Raw genomic sequence first — 16,263 nt, forward strand, 5'->3', positions numbered from 1 at the left:
GCAACCCTCCTGAGAGCCTCTCATTGCTATAGATTAGAATAATTCTAAGAAAGAGTTCTGAACTGATTTACGCCATATGTCCAGCCGTGGTTCAGACATTTTCCGATTTTCTGGCGCGTCAGGGCAGACCTTACTCCAAATAAGACACCCTGCAAGTCTTTCAGGAAAAAGAGTTTTTGCGAGCGAGTTGCAAAAACAAAGGCGCGGTCTCGGGAGAGACCGCGCCTGTTGCCGGCACTTGGGTCGGGGGGCGGTTCAGGTGCCGGGCAAGTGCTTAGGACTGCGGCAGGATCACGGTGTCGATCACGTGAATGACGCCGTTGGAAGCTTCCACGTCTGCAGCGACGACAGTTGCGTTGTCGACCTTGACACCATCGGTGGCATCGACGGAGATTTCGCCGCCCTGGACGGAGGCAACTTCAGCCTTCTTGCCGGCAATGTCGGACGACATCACCTTGCCCGGCACGACGTGGTAGGTCAGGACAGCGATCAGCTGATCCTTGTTTTCCGGCTTCAGGAGATTCTCAACCGTGCCTTCCGGCAGTTTGGCGAAGGCTTCGTCGGTTGGGGCGAAGACAGTGAACGGGCCATCGCCTTTCAAGGTATCGACAAGGCCAGCGGCCTGAACGGCGGCAACCAGGGTGTTGAAGGATCCTGCACCGACGGCCGTGTCGACAATGTCCTTGCTGCCTGCCTTGGCGGCACTCAGCGGCAGAACGAGAAGAAGGGCAAATACCAGTTTCTGAATCAGTTTCATGTTCGACTCCCACTTGCTTCACACAGACAAAGGGACGGGGTGTCGGGAAACGGCATTTCCCGAGCACGATCAAGGATTTGATCAAGAGCCTGTGTTGCTGGAATTACGGCACCTTGCAGCGGATGGATGAGGAAAAACTGCTTTTCGATTTTCCCGGCTAAACGACTGATCCAATCAGCCTTGTTCTGCGTTGCGCGTCCGCGAACTGAATCACGCGCCGTCTATCGGAAGCGCGGCCCATGGCTCCAGCAGGTCAGAGAATAGCGTGTGCCGCGCTGCACGGGCACCACACGATGCAACATGAAACTGGCAAACAGCGTGGCGCTGCCCTGGTCACGTGCCGCCGTCATCACCTTGTGACCGAGATTGATCTCAAGTCCGCCGCCCTCATAAGCATCCGGCGCCGACAGCTGCGTGACAATGGTCGCCTTGCGAAACTGCGCGATCGGGCCTTCGCCGATGTCCGAATGCCAGTCGTAGTGGCCTTCTTCGCTTTCGTCATAGACCGCGACCTGGAGCTTCTCCCGGAAGTCCGAGATGTTGAAATCGAAGACTTCGCGGTTTGCCTTGGCAACGGCCCCCATGATCCGTTGCATCACCCAGGCGGCCGGTCCCTCGTCATCTAGCCAGCTGATTTTCGCCCGGCGGATCTCGCGCTGCTGCTGCCCGCCGACAAGTCCGCCACTGTCCTGCAGTTCGGTCTGGCTCAGTCGGATGATTTCAGCGCACTCTTCTGCGGAGAAAAGGGCGTCTTGTGTATGCGTGAACATGGGATCTTCTATGTGGAACGGTTGCGGGACAGACCGCCCACACATAATGCCATCCGCAAGGCCCGTGAAGCCCTTGTTCCGGGCCTCGTTGCGGAGGACCGCCGGCAAGCTGTTGACATGCCGGGTCGCAGTGATTAGCTCAACGGCGTTTCAACACTTTGATACGTGGGTTTGCCACGTTGTGACTTGATCAATTCCAAAATTTCGCATGAGCAGTTGCTGGCCATCTACTGGCTGAACAACGATACCTTCCATGGCGCTTTTTCCGGTTTCCGTGACCGGCTGAGGGCATTCATTGCTTGTCTCGGCTTTGATGTGCCTGAGAGCGACTTTGAAAAAGTCGCTGCCATATTGGCAGGACGGTTCGTGAATGGTGATCCCGATGGCTGGGTCACAATGCAATGTTTCTATGGGCACCCCCATACCATCTGGAACTTTATCATTGATGCCGTCGCCGCTGCGGAGAACGAAGATCAGCTGGCAAGGATTGCTGCCGGTCCCGCCGAGCATCTGCTGACCTATTACGGCTCTTTGATCCCTCTGTTTGAAAGACAGGCAAAACACGATCAGAAATTTGCGCGCATGCTAACCGGCGTCTGGCGCCACAAGATGTGCGACGAGGTCTGGAACCGCCTCAGAAAGATCCAGTCGGGGCAACAAGGACTGGACGGCAAGCCTTTCAGGGTTCTTCCCGAAGACTGGATGTCGGACACATTGAGCGAAGAAGACCGCACCACCCGGGACAAGGAACGTTTCCAGCGAACTGCCGAAGATCAATGGGAGGTTCGGAAGGCTTAGAGCACTTCCCGGCTAGATTGGCTCACTCTGCCGAGGCTGGTTTGGTTCAAGGTCAAGGAGTTTGACGAAGAGCGTGCTGGCCGCACGGTCGAGGCAATTTCCGCAGGCATTGGGCCAAACCGGCCCGGCCCTCCGGGTTTGTGTCTGGCGGACACCTGCTTTGTCGAGACGCTTGCCCATAGCCCCGCTATGGACTTCACGCCCCTCCGCGCAGATCGTCTCGCCAGACTTCAAACAGAGTGAGCCAATCTAGCCGGGAAGTGCTCTAGCCGCACTTCGGCAGAAGCCGGGAAGAACTGTCTTTATCGCTTTTAAGAGCTGATTGAGAAGCAGTCCGATGAATAGACCAGCCGGTTCTGGTATTTATCGGCACTGGCCTTGATCGAACTCCTGAGAGCCCTTGGCTCAGTCTTGGCAATAGCGAGAAGATCGATTGAGCCGGACGGCGTCAATCAAGCGCCGCCGACAACACCTTGCGCATCACGGTTGGCAGGGCTTCCTCGCCGAGTTCCTGCGGGGAAGACCACCAGCTGCCTGCAAGCACCGTGGTCTGGGTGGGTATGAGGTCGGCGCGAAACACGGACAGTTTCAGGTGAAAATGGGTGAATGTGTGCGTGACCTGTTTGACCTGCTTCTCCCAGGGCGCTGCAAAGGGAACTGCATCAAGAGCCGTTTCTCCGATAAATCCCTCCGACCATTCGGTTCCAGGCACTTCCGTCATGCCGCCCAACAGCCCCTTTGGCGGACGCCGCCTCAGCAACACGGATCCGGTGTTGATATCCACGGCGACAAAGGCTGCCCCAAAACGGGTCGGCTTTTCTTTCTTGGGCGCCTTGCGCGGCAGGGTTTCCGCAAACGGGCTGGACTGCACCGCACAAATCTCGCGCCAGGGACACAGGCCGCAGGCCGGTTTCTTCGGGGTGCAGATGGTTGCGCCCAGATCCATGACCGCCTGGGCAAAATCTCCGGGTCGTGCATCCGGCGTCAGTGTTGCCATCCTGGCCTTGATGTCCGGTTTGGCATCCGGCAGCGGCGTCTCGATCTGAAAAAGACGTGTCAGCACACGTTCGACATTGCCATCGACCACGGCGGCGTGCCGGTCAAAGGCAATGGTTGCGATGGCCGCAGCCGTATAGGGGCCGATGCCCGGCAGTTTCAAAAGCGTGGCTTCATCTGCGGGAAAGCGTCCGTCATGCTCCGCCGCGATTGTTTCCGCGCATTTTTTCAGGTTGCGGGCCCGTGAGTAATAACCAAGACCCGCCCAGGCCTTCATCACGTCTTCTTCCGGCGCCGCCGCGAGATCTTCCACGGTCGGCCAGAGCGAAACGAATTTTTCGAAATAGGATTTCACCGCGGCAACGGTCGTTTGCTGCAGCATGATTTCAGACAGCCAGACCCGGTAGGGATCCGGAACTTCGCCGTGTTTCCGGTTGTCCGGGCTGACGCGCCAGGGAAGCGTGCGGGCGTGCCGGTCATACCAGGCAAGCAGCAATTGGCTTGGAGAAGCAGTTGCCATGTGATCAATCATGTTTGTTGTGGTGAAAAGCGATCGGAAGCTCTGGATAGCCTGGGGACAACTTGACGGCTTTCAATGCAGGCTCCAGCTTCGGAAAAGTATTCGTCGTCATTTTGTCGTATTCTATTGCGAGATATCACCTCGATCCGCACCCCGACCGGCAGATTGCCGAACGGGCGGCTTGAGGAGGAGGTAGGCCATCAAACCGGCAAAGGCAAACCCTGCGCGCAAGCCCATGGAGGCGAAACAGCTTTCCGACCTGGTCGGCAAGGCAATGACGCCCGTTTGCCGCAAGCGTGGATTTGCATCTGTCGACATCATTGCCTCCTGGGCCGACATTGTTGGCGAGCGGTATGGCACCCGTGTGCAGCCCGATCGTCTCAACTGGCCGCGCCAGCCGGATCGCAGCGATCCGGAAACACCGCCCGAGCCGGCAACGCTTGTCGTTCATACGGACGGCGCGACGGCCTTGATGCTGTCTCATGACAGCGCCCAGGTAATTGAGCGCATCAACACCTTCTATGGCTGGCGTGCCATCGGCCGGATCAAGATCCTGCAAAAGCCCGTACAGGTGAAGCGCCCGGCGCCGAAGAAAGCGCTGCGCGCCCTGACCCAGACCGAGGAAAAGCGGCTGGAGCAGAATCTGGAGGGCGTTGAAAATGACCGTCTGCGGCAGGCTCTCAAGAAGCTGGGCGCCCAGGTGATCGCGCGCAACACGGACAAGGCGGCCTGAAGCTGGGCGGTCTCGGTAACCTGTCAATAACATCACTGTGATGGCGGCTCTTGCACCGTCCTCTCTCCTGCCACATTTGATAAGCTTTGTTGACGCCGCATGCCTGAAAGGGCAGACACAGCAGTCAGCTGGTTCATCCTGCATTCAGCCGAAGACAGGTTAAAAGAACCACATAGGAATTCGACAAGTCGGTCTTCCGAACAGATGACCGTCTTTCGTGCGCCACCCGGCGCAGTGTTTGACATTTGACAGGACGATCCTCGTGACCCAGACCCGCAGACAGTTTCTCAAGACCACGGCCCTGGCGGCAGCCACGCTCAGCCTGGCCACAACCGGTTCGGCCTTTGCCCAGTCCGTCAACGAAGAGGAGCTCTTGAAGCCCGGTCCGCTTGGCGACAAGATCCTCGGCGACGAGAATGCACCGGTCACGATCGTGGAATATGCCTCCATGACCTGTGGCCACTGTGCCAATTTCCACAAGAGCACCTGGCCGGAGCTGAAAAAGCAATATATCGAGACCGGCAAGGTGCGCTTCATTTTCCGCGAATTCCCGCTGGATCCGGTGGCCGCCGCCGCCTTCATGCTGGCCCGCTGCGCCCCTCAGGACAAATATTTCGAGATTGTGGACATCATGTTCGACAGCCAGCGCAGCTGGGCCTTCACGGACAATCCGTATCAATCCCTGCTCGACTTTTCCAAGCAGATCGGATTTACACAGGAGTCCTTTGAGGAATGCTTGACAAACCAGGGTTTGCTTGACGCAGTGAATGCAGTGAAGGACCGTGGTGCGAACGAGTTTGGGGTGAACTCGACGCCGACATTCTTCATCAACGGCGAAAAGCACTCTGGGGCGCTGTCGATTGAGAACATGGGCAAGATCATCGAGGAAAACCTCTGAGCAGGCGATTGAAACGCGGGCCTTGAGTATCCCGTGTGATCTCAAGCCTGACATTCCGGCGTCCGAGCCCGGGAGGCCCGGACGCCGATGAAGTTTTCGAAACTCCGCATTGTCGGTTTCAAATCCTTCGTTGAACCGATGGAGTTCATCATCGGCAACGGCTTGACAGGTGTGGTCGGGCCGAACGGTTGCGGCAAGTCCAACCTTGTCGAGGCCCTGCGCTGGGTGATGGGGGAAAACTCCTACAAGAACATGCGTGCGTCCGGCATGGACGACGTGATTTTTTCCGGCAGCCTCAACCGTCCGGCCCGTAACACGGCCGAAGTCACGCTGTTCCTGGAAAACCAGGACCGGACGGCTCCCGCCGCTTTCAACGATGCCGACGCGCTGGAGGTCAGCCGGCGGATCGAGCGCGAGCAGGGCTCCAACTACAAGATCAATGCCCGGGACGTGCGTGCGCGTGACGTGCAGCTGCTGTTTGCCGACGCCTCGACAGGGGCCCGGTCGCCGGCGATGGTCCGTCAGGGCCAGATCGGTGAGCTGATTGCCGCCAAGCCGACATCGCGGCGTCAGATCCTGGAAGAGGCCGCCGGCATTTCCGGTCTGCATTCGCGCCGGCACGAGGCCGAAATCAGGTTGCGCGCCGCCGAGCAGAACCTGGAGCGCCTGGAAGATGTCCTCGTGCAGATCGATGGCCAGCTGGACAATCTGAAACGGCAGTCGCGTCAGGCTACCCGCTACCGGAATCTCTCCTCCGAGATCAGGGCGGCGGAAGCCTCGATCCTCTACATTCGCTGGACGGAAGCGCGCGACGCGCTTGGGACAGCAGAAGGTCAATTCGCCGAGGCGCAGAAACAGGTCAACGAGGCAACGGCGCTGCAGGCCGAAAGTGCCCGCGTGCAGGCAATCGCCGCCCACAAGCTGCCGGAACTGCGTGACGAGGCTGCCAAGGCCGGCGCCGCCCTGCAGCGACTGGTAATTGCCCGCAACGAACTCGATGCCGAAGAGCGCAGGGTCAAGGAGCGGTTGCAGGACCTCGAACGGCGGCTGGTGCAGCTGGCCGAGGATGTGCGCCGCGAACAGAGCATGGTCTCGGAGAATGACGAGGTGCTGGAACGGCTCTCGGAAGAACGCGCCGAGCTGCTTGAAGAAAACGAAATGGTGCAGGAGCGTACCGAGACCGCACGCGAAAAGGTCGCCGAGGCGGAGGAGACGGTGCGCGGACTGGAGACCCGTCTGTCGGATCTCACTGCAGCCGAGGCTCGTGCAAACGCTGAGCGCAGGCAGCTGGAGCGGGCCGTGGCCGAAAGCCGCCAGCGCGCCGACCGGCTGGTCGCCCAGGCCCAGGAGGCCCAGCAGGCCTTGAACGATCTTGCCGCCCAGATGACGGATCAGGACGGCGTCTCGGAAAATCGTGAAGCGCTGGAACTGGCCGAGGAGGCCCTGACCGAGGCCGAAGCTGCGGCCGAAGAGGCGGAAACGGCAACTCTCGAAGCGCGGGAAAGCGAACAGGCTGCGCGCGGCCCCTTGAGCGATGCAAAGCAGGTCCTGCAAGGGTTGGAGACTGAAGCGCGCACTCTGGAACAGGTACTGAACGTTCATGCCGACCAGGACCATACGCCGGTCGTGGAGCAGGTGCGGGTCGAGCCCGGCTACGAAACGGCCCTCGGTGCCGCGCTTGGCGAGGACCTCGACGCGTCGCTAGAACAGGCTGCCGCCGTCAAGTGGGGCAGCAGCTTGCCACATGGGAGCGACCCGGCCCTGCCGGATGGCGTGCCCATGCTGGCTGACCGTGTCGAAGCGCCGACAGAGCTTACACGCCGGCTGCGGCAGATCGGGCTGGTCTCGCAGGATGCGGGTCCGGGTCTGCGGGCGTCTCTGCAGCCCGGGCAGTGTCTTGTATCCCGGGAAGGCGACCTGTGGCGCTGGGACGGGTTTGTCGTTGCCGCCAACGCTCCGACACCTGCGGCACAACGGCTAGCCCAGAAAAACCGGCTGGCGGAGCTTGCCGAGGAAATCGAGACGGCAAGGCAAAAAGTGTTGGACCAGGGGCAGGTTCTGGAAGCAGCCGCAGCGGCCGTTCGCCAGGCGGTGGAGCACGAACAGATTGCGCGCGGCAAGGTGCGTGACGGCCAGCGGCGCACGTCGGCCGTGCGCGAAGCGCTCGCGGCCGCTGAGCGGGCAGCGTCCCAGATCGCAGCCAGGAAGGAAGCGGCCCAGGACAGGGCAGGGCGCCTTGGCGAGGAGGCGGAACTTGCGCGCGAACAGGTGCTGGAGGCAGAGGCTCTGCTGGAAGAGGCACCCGATGCTACGAACTTTCGCGACCAGATCGAGGCCTTGCAAGGGGATGTTGCGGCCGCGCGCAGCGCCTTGGCAGAGGCGCGCGCGGTCTCCGAAGGCCTGACACGCGAACAGCAGATGCGCGACCGCCGCCTGGAAGCGATCGCACGCGAATATGACAGCTGGAAAACCCGGGCCGCCAATGCCGCGCAGCAGATTTCCATCCTGAAAGAGCGTCAGGAGGAAGCCGAGGAAGAGCGGGCCGAGCTGATCGAGGCGCCGGAAGATATCGAGCTCAAGCGCCGGGAGCTGTTTTCCGCAATTGCCAAGGCGGAAGAAACAAAGAAGGAAAGGGACGACCGCCTGTCCCAGGCTGAGCTCGATCTTTCGGATGTCGACCGCGCGGCCAAGGCGGCGATGGAAGCCATGGCCGGCGCACGCGAACAGAAGATCAGGGCGGAAGAACGGCTCGAAGCAGCCCGGGCGCGCAAGGGCGACCTGGAACGGCGCATCGATGAAGACCTGGAAGTCTCGGTCGCAGCGCTGCCCGAGATTGCCGGCCTCAAGGAAGGCGCGCCTCTGCCCGACCCGGAAGCCATGGAACGCAAGCTGGAGCGGCTCAAGGCGGAACGGGAGCGTCTTGGCGGGGTCAACCTGCGCGCTGAGGAAGAGCTGCGGGAGATCGACGAGCAGAAAACCACGCTCACGTCGGAACGGGACGACCTGATCGAGGCGATTCGCAGACTGCGCACCGGCATCTCCAACCTCAACCGCGAGGCGCGCGAGCGCCTGCTGGCCTCCTTTGAGGTGGTCAATGGCCACTTCCAGAGGCTGTTCACGCATCTTTTCGGTGGCGGCACAGCGGAGCTTCAGCTGGTCGACAGCGACGATCCCCTGGATGCCGGTCTCGAAATCATTGCCCGCCCGCCCGGCAAGAAGCCGCAGACCATGACGCTGCTGTCCGGCGGCGAGCAGGCGCTGACGGCCATGTCGTTGATCTTCGCGGTGTTTTTGACGAATCCGGCCCCGATCTGCGTGCTTGACGAGGTCGATGCACCGCTCGACGACGCCAATGTGGAGCGCTATTGCGACCTTCTGGACGAGATGGCCGCGAGCACGGAAACGCGGTTCGTGGTCATCACGCACAATCCGATCACCATGGCGCGCATGAACCGCCTGTTCGGTGTAACCATGGCCGAAAGGGGCGTTTCGCAGCTCGTTTCGGTGGATTTGGAGACGGCGGAACGATTCCGCGAAACCGGTTAGCCGGTGGCCCGGAACGCATCTGGTGCGGCACTGCGGCGAAAAGCTTATGCAACTTAGGTCTCGCCGAATCTGTATAAGCGAAAAAAGATAAATAAAATCAAAAACTTATTGTTTCCTTAAGGCTTCTTGACACGGCAGGGGGCGCCGACTATGGTGCGCGCGGCTTACGGGGCTCCCTGTTGTTGGATCTGACATGTCGGCGCGGGCTGAGGACGAATGAACATGTCTTCGCAAAACGGCGATGATGAAGATCGGGTTGGTGCCCCGGAAGCGGGTCTGTCGGAACGGCGGGCTCAATTGAACCGGAAGCTTGACGACTTCAAGGCGGTGGAAGAAAAAGCCGCGAAGAAATCGCAAAGCACCTCATCCGGATATGCGCAGGCCATGAAGCTCTCGTCGGAGTTCATTGCAGGCATTCTGGTGGGGGCCGGGATTGGTTGGGTTGCCGACCAGTGGCTGGGGACAGCGCCATTCGGGCTGATTGTCTTCTTGTTGCTGGGCTTTGCGGCCGGTGTCTTGAATGTTCTGCGCTCGGCCGGTGTCGTCGAGCAGCCGGACGCCAAGATCCTGAGCCAAAAAGACGATCTGGACGACAGACCGGACTAGAATTTGTCGCGCCCCAGGGCGCAGCGATTGTGAACGAGCGAAGAAGGCTGGCCGGTGGCGAACGATCCGATCCAACAGTTTCAAATCCAGACGATTTTTCCGATTGAAGTCGGAGGCGTGGATTTTTCTTTCACCAATGCTTCGCTGTTCATGGTTTTGACCGTGGCAGCGACGTCTGCATTTCTGATCTTCTCGACCAGCGGCCGTGGCCTCGTGCCGACCCGCGTGCAGTCGGTCTCGGAAATGATGTATGAGTTCATAGCAAGTACCTTACGAGATGCGACAGGGACGGACGGGATGAGGTTCTTCCCCCTTGTCTTCTCCCTGTTCATGTTCGTGCTTGTTGCAAACCTCTTCGGGATGTTCCCGTATTTCTTCACGGTTACCAGCCATATCATCGTGACGTTCGCGCTTGCGATGCTGGTGATCTCGACCGTGATCCTCTACGGCTTCTATCGTCATGGACTTAAGTTCCTGAAGCTGTTCGTGCCGCATGGCGTTCCCGCAGCGCTGATCCCGCTCGTGACCCTGATCGAGGTTATCTCGTTCCTGTCCCGTCCGATCAGCCTGTCCGTACGTCTCTTCGCCAACATGCTGGCCGGTCACATCACTCTCAAGGTCTTCTCCGGCTTTGTCGTCAGCCTCGGCGCCATGGGCGCGGTCGGCTTCGTCGGCGCGGCTCTGCCGCTGGCCATGACGGTCGCCCTGACGGCGCTGGAATTCCTTGTCGCGTTCCTGCAGGCCTACGTCTTTGCCGTTCTGACCTGCATGTATCTGAACGACGCCGTTCATCCTTCACACTAAGGATCTATCCAATCACGCGGCCATGAGCGCCGTATGTGAGAAATCTGCAAACACCATCTAGGAGCACGTGTCATGGAAGCAGAAGCAGCAAAATACATCGGTGCAGGTATCGCATGTCTCGGCATGGGCGGCGCCGGCATCGGCCTCGGCACCATCTTCGGTAACTACCTCGCTGGCGCTCTGCGCAACCCGTCCGCAGCTGATGGCCAGTTCGGCCGCCTGATCTTCGGCTTCGCCGTGACGGAAGCTCTGGGCATCTTCTCCCTTCTGATCGCCTTCCTCATCCTGTTCGCTTAATCGCTTTTCCGAAGCGACAATTGATGCGACTCCGGTGGCGGCGCCAAGCGCCGCCTAGCCGGATTTAGGAGACAGGAAATGGCAGGCACGACCACAGAAGGCATCGAAGTAGCGGCCGCAGAACACGGCGTCGGCTTTCCGCCGTTTGACGCCACAACGTTTGCGTCGCAGCTGTTCTGGCTCGTCATCACCTTCGCCGTGTTCTACTGGATCATGAAAAACGTGGCCATGCCGCGGATTGCAGGGATCCTGGAAGACCGTAAGGACCGCATTGCCGGTGACTTGTCCGAAGCCAACCGGCTGAAGGATGAGACCGATGCGGCGATCGCGGCCTACGAACAGGCTCTGGCCGAAGCTCGCAACAAGGCGCATGGCATTGCCCATGACACGCGGGCCAAGCTGAAGGCGGACCACGAGACCCGCCGCGAAAAGGCCGAAGCCGACCTTGGTGAAAAGCTGAAGGCAGCCGAAGCTCATATTGCCGGGATCAAGACCGAAGCTCTTTCTCAGATCGAGGAAATTGCCGGAGACACCACCTCAGCGCTCGTCGAGCAGCTGATGGGCAAGGCTCCGACCAAGACCGATCTGACCAAGGCGCTGAAGTCGGCGATGAACTGAGGAGACGATCATGGACGCAACATTTTGGGCCCTGGTCGGTCTCGTTCTCTTCTTCGCCCTGCTGATCTACCTCAAGGTACCTGGCAAGATCGGCGGTTCGCTGGACAACCGCGCTGACGCGATCCGCAAGGAACTGGAAGACGCACGCAAGATGCGTGAAGAAGCCCAGGCTCTCTTGTCGGACTATCAGCGCAAGCGTCACGAGGCCGAAGGTGAGGCGGAAGCCATCATCGCGGAAGCCAACTCGGAAGCCGAGCGCCTGACGGTGGAAACCAACAAGGCTCTTGAAGAGATGATTGCACGCCGGACCAAGGCGGCAGAGGAAAAGATCGCGCAGGCGGAAACCCAGGCCATTGCCGAGGTTCGCGCCAAGGCCGCGGACATCGCGGTTGCTGCGGCTGAGCACATCCTCTCGGCCAAGGTCAAGGACAAGGTTGCAGACGACATTCTCGCCAAGAGCATTGCTCAGGTGAAGGATCGGCTGAACTGATCTTCGCTTCTTTGCTGAATATCTGAAAAAGCGGCCTTCCAGGCCGCTTTTTTTGTATGAAGACATGTCACTGACCGAAACGATCAAGAGGAAAACTTGGTAGCACCACCTGAAACGGATCGCGAATACGCATATTTCCATGCCCTCGGCAGTGAAGACGCAAGAGCGATATCAGGCATTCTGGGTTTGGAACCGGATAAGGTCTGGAATGTCGGTGATACCTTCGAGGTCCAGGGACGAAAACATTTTCGCAGGAGTTCGAAATGGAGGCTGGACAGCGGATTGACGGATCAGGATCCACTCACCGATCATGTGGAAGCGCTGCTCAACAAGCTTGAACGAAAAAAGGCTGCCCTACAGTCGCTGCAATCCGCGTTTCTGACTGAGATTGTCTGTGTCGCATTCGTGTATTCCAGTTTTGCTTGGCAGTTGAGATTCGACCTGCAAAGGCGCGCAACATCGCTGGGCATATCCTTCAACTTCGATTTCTATCCATTCGGTGATCTTCACGAGGAAATGGTCGCGTTACGTGAACAAGTGACGCGCTAGATTTTTGCCAAGAACGCAACAAGACGGATCGGAATTGTTGCAAGTTTGTTTGACCTGGATAACTGGCGCCCTGTTTTTTAAAGCCGCGATGGAGAAGATCGCCAGAGCCTGTGCGACAGAACCCCGGCAGGCAATTGCAATGTGTCGGAAGGGGACGCCCTCGTCAGAAATAGGCGCTGGAGGCAAAGACGAGTACGGCGGACAGGACAACACCTCCCAGGGCAAGAAGTGTCACGGCTTTTTCGTAGTCCTGATTGAACATGGTGCGTATTCCCCCGGTGAGTGTGGGCCGGTATCAGTGGGTCCAAGCAATGCTCAAAGGGGCGCCTTAACGAAATCTGAAAAAAGCTGGTTAACTTGGCATTTAACGACAGGGTGCAATGCAGATGCCAAGGAAAAGAATTTCAACACCTTGTAGAATTTGACAGTTGCTTCAGGTCTGCCTCTGTTTTTCCAGTGCAGTCAATGTAATTTTGTCATTGAGAAAACGCTCATGGGTCTGAACGTAGCCGAGCTGCTCATAGAGCTTGAGGTTCTTCACACTCCTGTTGCCGGTAAACAGCTGAAAACGGGTTGAGGAAGAGTGGGCGGCTTCCGCGGCCATCAGCAATTGCCGGCCAATGCCTCTGCCTTGCATCTTCGGGGCGACAAACAATCTGCCAATCTGGCAAGTTGTGCCGATAAGCTCTGCCCGGACGGAGCCCACAATGCTCCCGTCAAGCCAGGCGGCCAGAATATGCTGTTTCTGAAGCGCCTGCCTGAACTGGTCTTCTGTTTCGGTCAGCGGCGCAATCGTCCAGTCCTGATAGATTGCAGCTTCGCTTTGATAGGCCTCTCTTTGCAGGGACAGGAGCTCAGCCGTATGCGTCTCGTTCACCCGGGAAACCGTTGGTATCGCCATAGGTCCTGACCCTATGCTGTGTCTGCCGACAGCCTGACCGGCTTGAAGCTCATTCTGTGATGCGCGGAAGGGCCGAGTAGCTGCAGGGCAGCCTGGTGCTGCGGAACGCCGTAGCCCTTGTGCTGGGCAAAGCCATAGCCGGGCAGGTCCCTTTCCAGCTGCACCATCATCCGGTCCCGCGTCACCTTGGCAACGATGGAGGCAGCTGCAACGCACAGGCACCTGCCATCGCCCTTGATCAGGGCCTGGCCGGGCTGTTGCAGCCCGGAGGGCACGTCGCGCCCGTCAACAAGCACATAATCCGGCGCAGTCGAAAGATGATGAACCGCCCGGACCATGGCAGAAAGCGTAGCTGTGCGGATGTTCAGTCGGTCGATGGTCGCGGGCGACGCGCTGGCGACCGAAACCGCGGAGCTCGAAACGATTGCGCCAAACAGCTCCTCCCGGCGCGCTTCCGTCAATTTCTTGGAATCGTTCAGACCCTCGGGAAGGTTGTCATAGTCGAGGATCACTGCAGCCGTGACGACCGGTCCGGCCCAGGGGCCGCGCCCGGCTTCGTCGACACCACACAGCCGTCCGTTGAAAGCCTGGGCGTGTTTGCGCTCGATCTTCAGATCCGGACTGTCGGGAAAAGCGAGGTCGAAGAGGGACGGAGTAAAAGCCATCTCTGCAACCTGCCGCTCGCAATCAGGTTAGACAAGCGCTTTGTCAGAAGAGATCCAGTTGCACACCGCCTTTTTGAGGCGGCACGAAGTCTCCCGTGTTGAGTTTCCGGCGGCGAAGATTGAGGCCGAAACGCTTGGCGGCGAGCGAAAACCGTTTGGCGATCTGGTCGGCATAGGGACCGCGCCCGCGCATCCGTTCGCCCCACTTGGCGTCATAATCCTTGCCACCGCGCATCGAGCGGATCAGGTTCATCACATGGCGGTAGCGGTCCGGCCGTTCGCGCAAAAGCCAGTCGCGGAAGAGTTCCGAAACTTCAAGCGGCAAACGCAGCAGGATAAAGGCGGCCTCGCTCGCACCGTGATCTGCCGCGGCTTCCAGAAGGGCCTCGATTTCACTATCGGTCAGGGCAGGGATCACCGGAGCCATCATGACGGAGGCCGGAATACCCGCCTCGCTCAGGGTTCTGATCGCAGCCAGGCGTTTGTGCGGGGCAGAGGCGCGCGGTTCCATTGCCCGGCACAGTTTTCGGTCCAGCGTGGTCACGGAAAGCGCCACCTTGACAAGGTTGCGCTCCGCCATGCGCGACAGGATATCGACATCTCGTGTCACCAGCGCCGACTTGGTAACAATCGCCACGGGGTGGGAATAGGTGTCGAGCACCTCCAGGATCTCGCGCATCAGCTTGTAGTGCCGCTCCAGGGGCTGATAGGGATCGGTATTGGTGCCGATGGCGATCACGCGCGGCGAATAGCCGGGCCGCGACAGCTCCCGCTCCAGAAGCTGGGCCGCATTGGGCTTGGCAAAGAGACGGGTTTCGAAGTCCAGTCCGGGGGACAGGCCCATGAAGGCATGGCTCGGCCGGGCAAAGCAGTAGATGCAGCCGTGCTCGCAGCCACGGTAGGGATTGATGGACCGGTCGAAAGAAAGGTCCGGCGATTCGTTTCGCGTGATGATCGTGCGCGCACGCTCTTCCTGAACTTCCGTTTTGAGCGGCGGCAACGCGTCCAGGCTGTCCCAGCCGTCGTCAAAGGTTTCGCGTTCAAGCGGCTCGAAGCGGCCGCTCTTGTTGAGAGCAGCCGCGCGCCCCCGGCGGCGGTCCTGGGCCACAGTGACCGCATCCGAAGTGCCCGGGCCAATATCGGCGGTATTCGCAGTCTCGTTGAAAGCAGGCCTGAGCGTCACGTGGCGTATCCGGATTATGATGAGAACATAAAGGGAACATTATCACGTCGGAAAGGCAATGCAAGTCGGTCTTCAATTGGAAATCACAGCTCCATAGACCGCTTCAGGACGCAACTCTCATGTGCCGCCGCTGACTTTGTCCACGTGCCGTTCGCCGAGATATCTCACCAGAATGCTGTCCAGGGTTCCGTCGGCCTTCATGGCACGGATGGTTGCGTCATAGCGCTCGACCAGGCCCTCGATGTCCGGAAAGCTGGAGGCTTTGGCAAAGACGTTGTAATAGGGCTTGGTGATCAGCGGTTTCGCCAGATAGGACAGTTTTTCCAGCCGCCCGGCCTTTTTCTCTTCATAAAGGGTACTGATCGTGTTCATTGGTACGGCGTCTGTCCGTCCGGCAAGCAGCATGCCGATCTGAAGCGTATTGCGCGGCACCGTCTGAAAATTCAGCCCGGATTCCAGAAACGCGGGCGTATAGGAAAAATCCTGCGTGATGCCGATCTGCAGCCCGGCGAGATCCTGAAAATCGCGGAATTCGATCTTGCCCTCATCCGTAGCGCGGATAAAGAAGTTCCAGCTGATATCGATGTAGCTTTCTTCCGGATAGTGGAGGAACTCCATCCGTTCCGGCTTCCTGGAGAACAGGAGCAGCATGTCGGCACGGCCCGACATGGCTTCTTGCTGGATCCGCGTGCCGGACTCGATCAGTTCAAGGGAATAGGTCACACCGAGCCGCCGCATGACCTCATCGATGACATCGACATCAATGCCTTTGTAAACGCCGTTTTCGACGAATTTGTAAGGTTCTTCCGGCGTTGCCAGAATGATCAGGTCACGCGCCAGGGCAGCATTTGCAAACAGCACCAGAGGCAGCACCCAGCCGGCCGTCCACGTCAGCACCCGGCGCTGACGCACAATCATGACGAGGCGGAACAGGGCACGGTTCACAATTGGCATTGCTGCTCCCACGTCTGGTGTTGATCGTCCCGGACTTCAGCACGTCAATTCCGGTTCGACAAGCCATCAGTCCGGTTCTTTGGGGCCACGTTGTGCCCCCACCAATGCCACTTGGCTCTTTCAACCGGGCCCTTAAGGTGAGGTGTCACAGCCGAACCAGGTGATTTGCGTCATGTGA

At 59.3% G+C, this 16,263-nt stretch carries 17 protein-coding genes; 10 read left to right on the forward strand and 7 right to left on the reverse strand.

Annotated features, from left to right (window positions below; all coding sequences use genetic code 11):
- Positions 1 to 274: 274 nt before the first annotated feature.
- Positions 275 to 757 carry a fasciclin domain-containing protein gene (locus CHH27_RS25835; protein ID WP_198338301.1) on the reverse strand — a complete coding sequence of 161 codons (483 nt, stop codon included), beginning with the start codon at positions 755 to 757 and terminating at the stop codon, positions 275 to 277.
- Positions 758 to 978: 221 nt separating this feature from the next.
- Positions 979 to 1,527, reverse strand: a complete 549-nt coding sequence (locus CHH27_RS25840) for a 2OG-Fe(II) oxygenase (RefSeq protein WP_094074156.1) — start codon at positions 1,525 to 1,527, stop codon at positions 979 to 981.
- Positions 1,528 to 1,713: 186 nt separating this feature from the next.
- On the opposite strand from CHH27_RS25840, the gene CHH27_RS25845 reads away from it, so the two are divergent.
- Complete coding sequence (locus tag CHH27_RS25845) at positions 1,714 to 2,325, forward strand: DUF6869 domain-containing protein (protein ID WP_094074157.1); 612 nt, start codon at positions 1,714 to 1,716, stop codon at positions 2,323 to 2,325.
- A gap of 448 nt (positions 2,326 to 2,773) precedes the next feature.
- Here CHH27_RS25845 and mutY read toward each other — a convergent pair whose 3' ends face one another.
- Complete coding sequence (mutY, locus tag CHH27_RS25850) at positions 2,774 to 3,853, reverse strand: A/G-specific adenine glycosylase (RefSeq protein WP_208988377.1); 1,080 nt, start codon at positions 3,851 to 3,853, stop codon at positions 2,774 to 2,776.
- Between the two features lie 223 nt (positions 3,854 to 4,076).
- On the opposite strand from mutY, the gene CHH27_RS25855 reads away from it, so the two are divergent.
- From CHH27_RS25855 to CHH27_RS25895, 9 genes are all read left to right on the forward strand, one after another.
- The gene (locus CHH27_RS25855; RefSeq protein ID WP_094074158.1) at positions 4,077 to 4,574 is read left to right on the forward strand and encodes a DUF721 domain-containing protein; all 498 of its coding nucleotides are present in this window, start codon (positions 4,077 to 4,079) and stop codon (positions 4,572 to 4,574) included.
- A gap of 262 nt (positions 4,575 to 4,836) precedes the next feature.
- The gene (locus CHH27_RS25860; RefSeq protein WP_094075018.1) at positions 4,837 to 5,472 is read left to right on the forward strand and encodes a DsbA family protein; all 636 of its coding nucleotides are present in this window, start codon (positions 4,837 to 4,839) and stop codon (positions 5,470 to 5,472) included.
- 87 nt (positions 5,473 to 5,559) lie between these two features.
- Positions 5,560 to 9,018 (forward strand): chromosome segregation protein SMC, encoded by a 3,459-nt coding sequence (gene smc, locus CHH27_RS25865; protein WP_094074159.1) that lies wholly within the window; start codon positions 5,560 to 5,562, stop codon positions 9,016 to 9,018.
- A 222-nt stretch (positions 9,019 to 9,240) separates the two neighbouring features.
- Positions 9,241 to 9,624 (forward strand): AtpZ/AtpI family protein, encoded by a 384-nt coding sequence (locus tag CHH27_RS25870; RefSeq protein ID WP_094075019.1) that lies wholly within the window; start codon positions 9,241 to 9,243, stop codon positions 9,622 to 9,624.
- A 54-nt stretch (positions 9,625 to 9,678) separates the two neighbouring features.
- Entirely contained in the window at positions 9,679 to 10,428 is a 750-nt protein-coding gene (locus CHH27_RS25875) for a F0F1 ATP synthase subunit A (protein WP_094074160.1), read from the forward strand.
- A 72-nt stretch (positions 10,429 to 10,500) separates the two neighbouring features.
- A complete protein-coding gene (locus tag CHH27_RS25880) occupies positions 10,501 to 10,725 on the forward strand; it encodes a F0F1 ATP synthase subunit C (protein ID WP_055111220.1) in 225 nt (74 codons plus the stop codon).
- 78 nt (positions 10,726 to 10,803) lie between these two features.
- The gene (locus CHH27_RS25885) at positions 10,804 to 11,343 is read left to right on the forward strand and encodes a F0F1 ATP synthase subunit B (RefSeq protein ID WP_094074161.1); all 540 of its coding nucleotides are present in this window, start codon (positions 10,804 to 10,806) and stop codon (positions 11,341 to 11,343) included.
- Positions 11,344 to 11,353: 10 nt separating this feature from the next.
- Positions 11,354 to 11,833 (forward strand): F0F1 ATP synthase subunit B, encoded by a 480-nt coding sequence (locus tag CHH27_RS25890; RefSeq protein ID WP_198338302.1) that lies wholly within the window; start codon positions 11,354 to 11,356, stop codon positions 11,831 to 11,833.
- 96 nt (positions 11,834 to 11,929) lie between these two features.
- On the forward strand, positions 11,930 to 12,382 hold the full coding sequence (locus CHH27_RS25895) for a DUF4279 domain-containing protein (protein ID WP_094074163.1): 453 nt from the start codon (positions 11,930 to 11,932) through the stop codon (positions 12,380 to 12,382).
- Between the two features lie 433 nt (positions 12,383 to 12,815).
- Here CHH27_RS25895 and CHH27_RS25900 read toward each other — a convergent pair whose 3' ends face one another.
- The 4 genes from CHH27_RS25900 to CHH27_RS25915 all read right to left on the reverse strand — a co-directional run bounded on the left by CHH27_RS25900 (position 12,816) and on the right by CHH27_RS25915 (position 16,085).
- Positions 12,816 to 13,283, reverse strand: a complete 468-nt coding sequence (locus tag CHH27_RS25900; protein ID WP_094074164.1) for a GNAT family N-acetyltransferase — start codon at positions 13,281 to 13,283, stop codon at positions 12,816 to 12,818.
- A gap of 11 nt (positions 13,284 to 13,294) precedes the next feature.
- Positions 13,295 to 13,948 carry a ribonuclease HII gene (locus CHH27_RS25905; RefSeq protein ID WP_094074165.1) on the reverse strand — a complete coding sequence of 218 codons (654 nt, stop codon included), beginning with the start codon at positions 13,946 to 13,948 and terminating at the stop codon, positions 13,295 to 13,297.
- Positions 13,949 to 13,991: 43 nt separating this feature from the next.
- Positions 13,992 to 15,086, reverse strand: a complete 1,095-nt coding sequence (locus tag CHH27_RS25910; RefSeq protein ID WP_247646348.1) for a PA0069 family radical SAM protein — start codon at positions 15,084 to 15,086, stop codon at positions 13,992 to 13,994.
- 162 nt (positions 15,087 to 15,248) lie between these two features.
- On the reverse strand, positions 15,249 to 16,085 hold the full coding sequence (locus CHH27_RS25915) for an ABC transporter substrate-binding protein (RefSeq protein WP_094075020.1): 837 nt from the start codon (positions 16,083 to 16,085) through the stop codon (positions 15,249 to 15,251).
- Positions 16,086 to 16,263: the final 178 nt, after the last annotated feature.

It is taken from the genome of Labrenzia sp. VG12, from assembly GCF_002237595.1.
Classification (GTDB): domain Bacteria; phylum Pseudomonadota; class Alphaproteobacteria; order Rhizobiales; family Stappiaceae; genus Roseibium.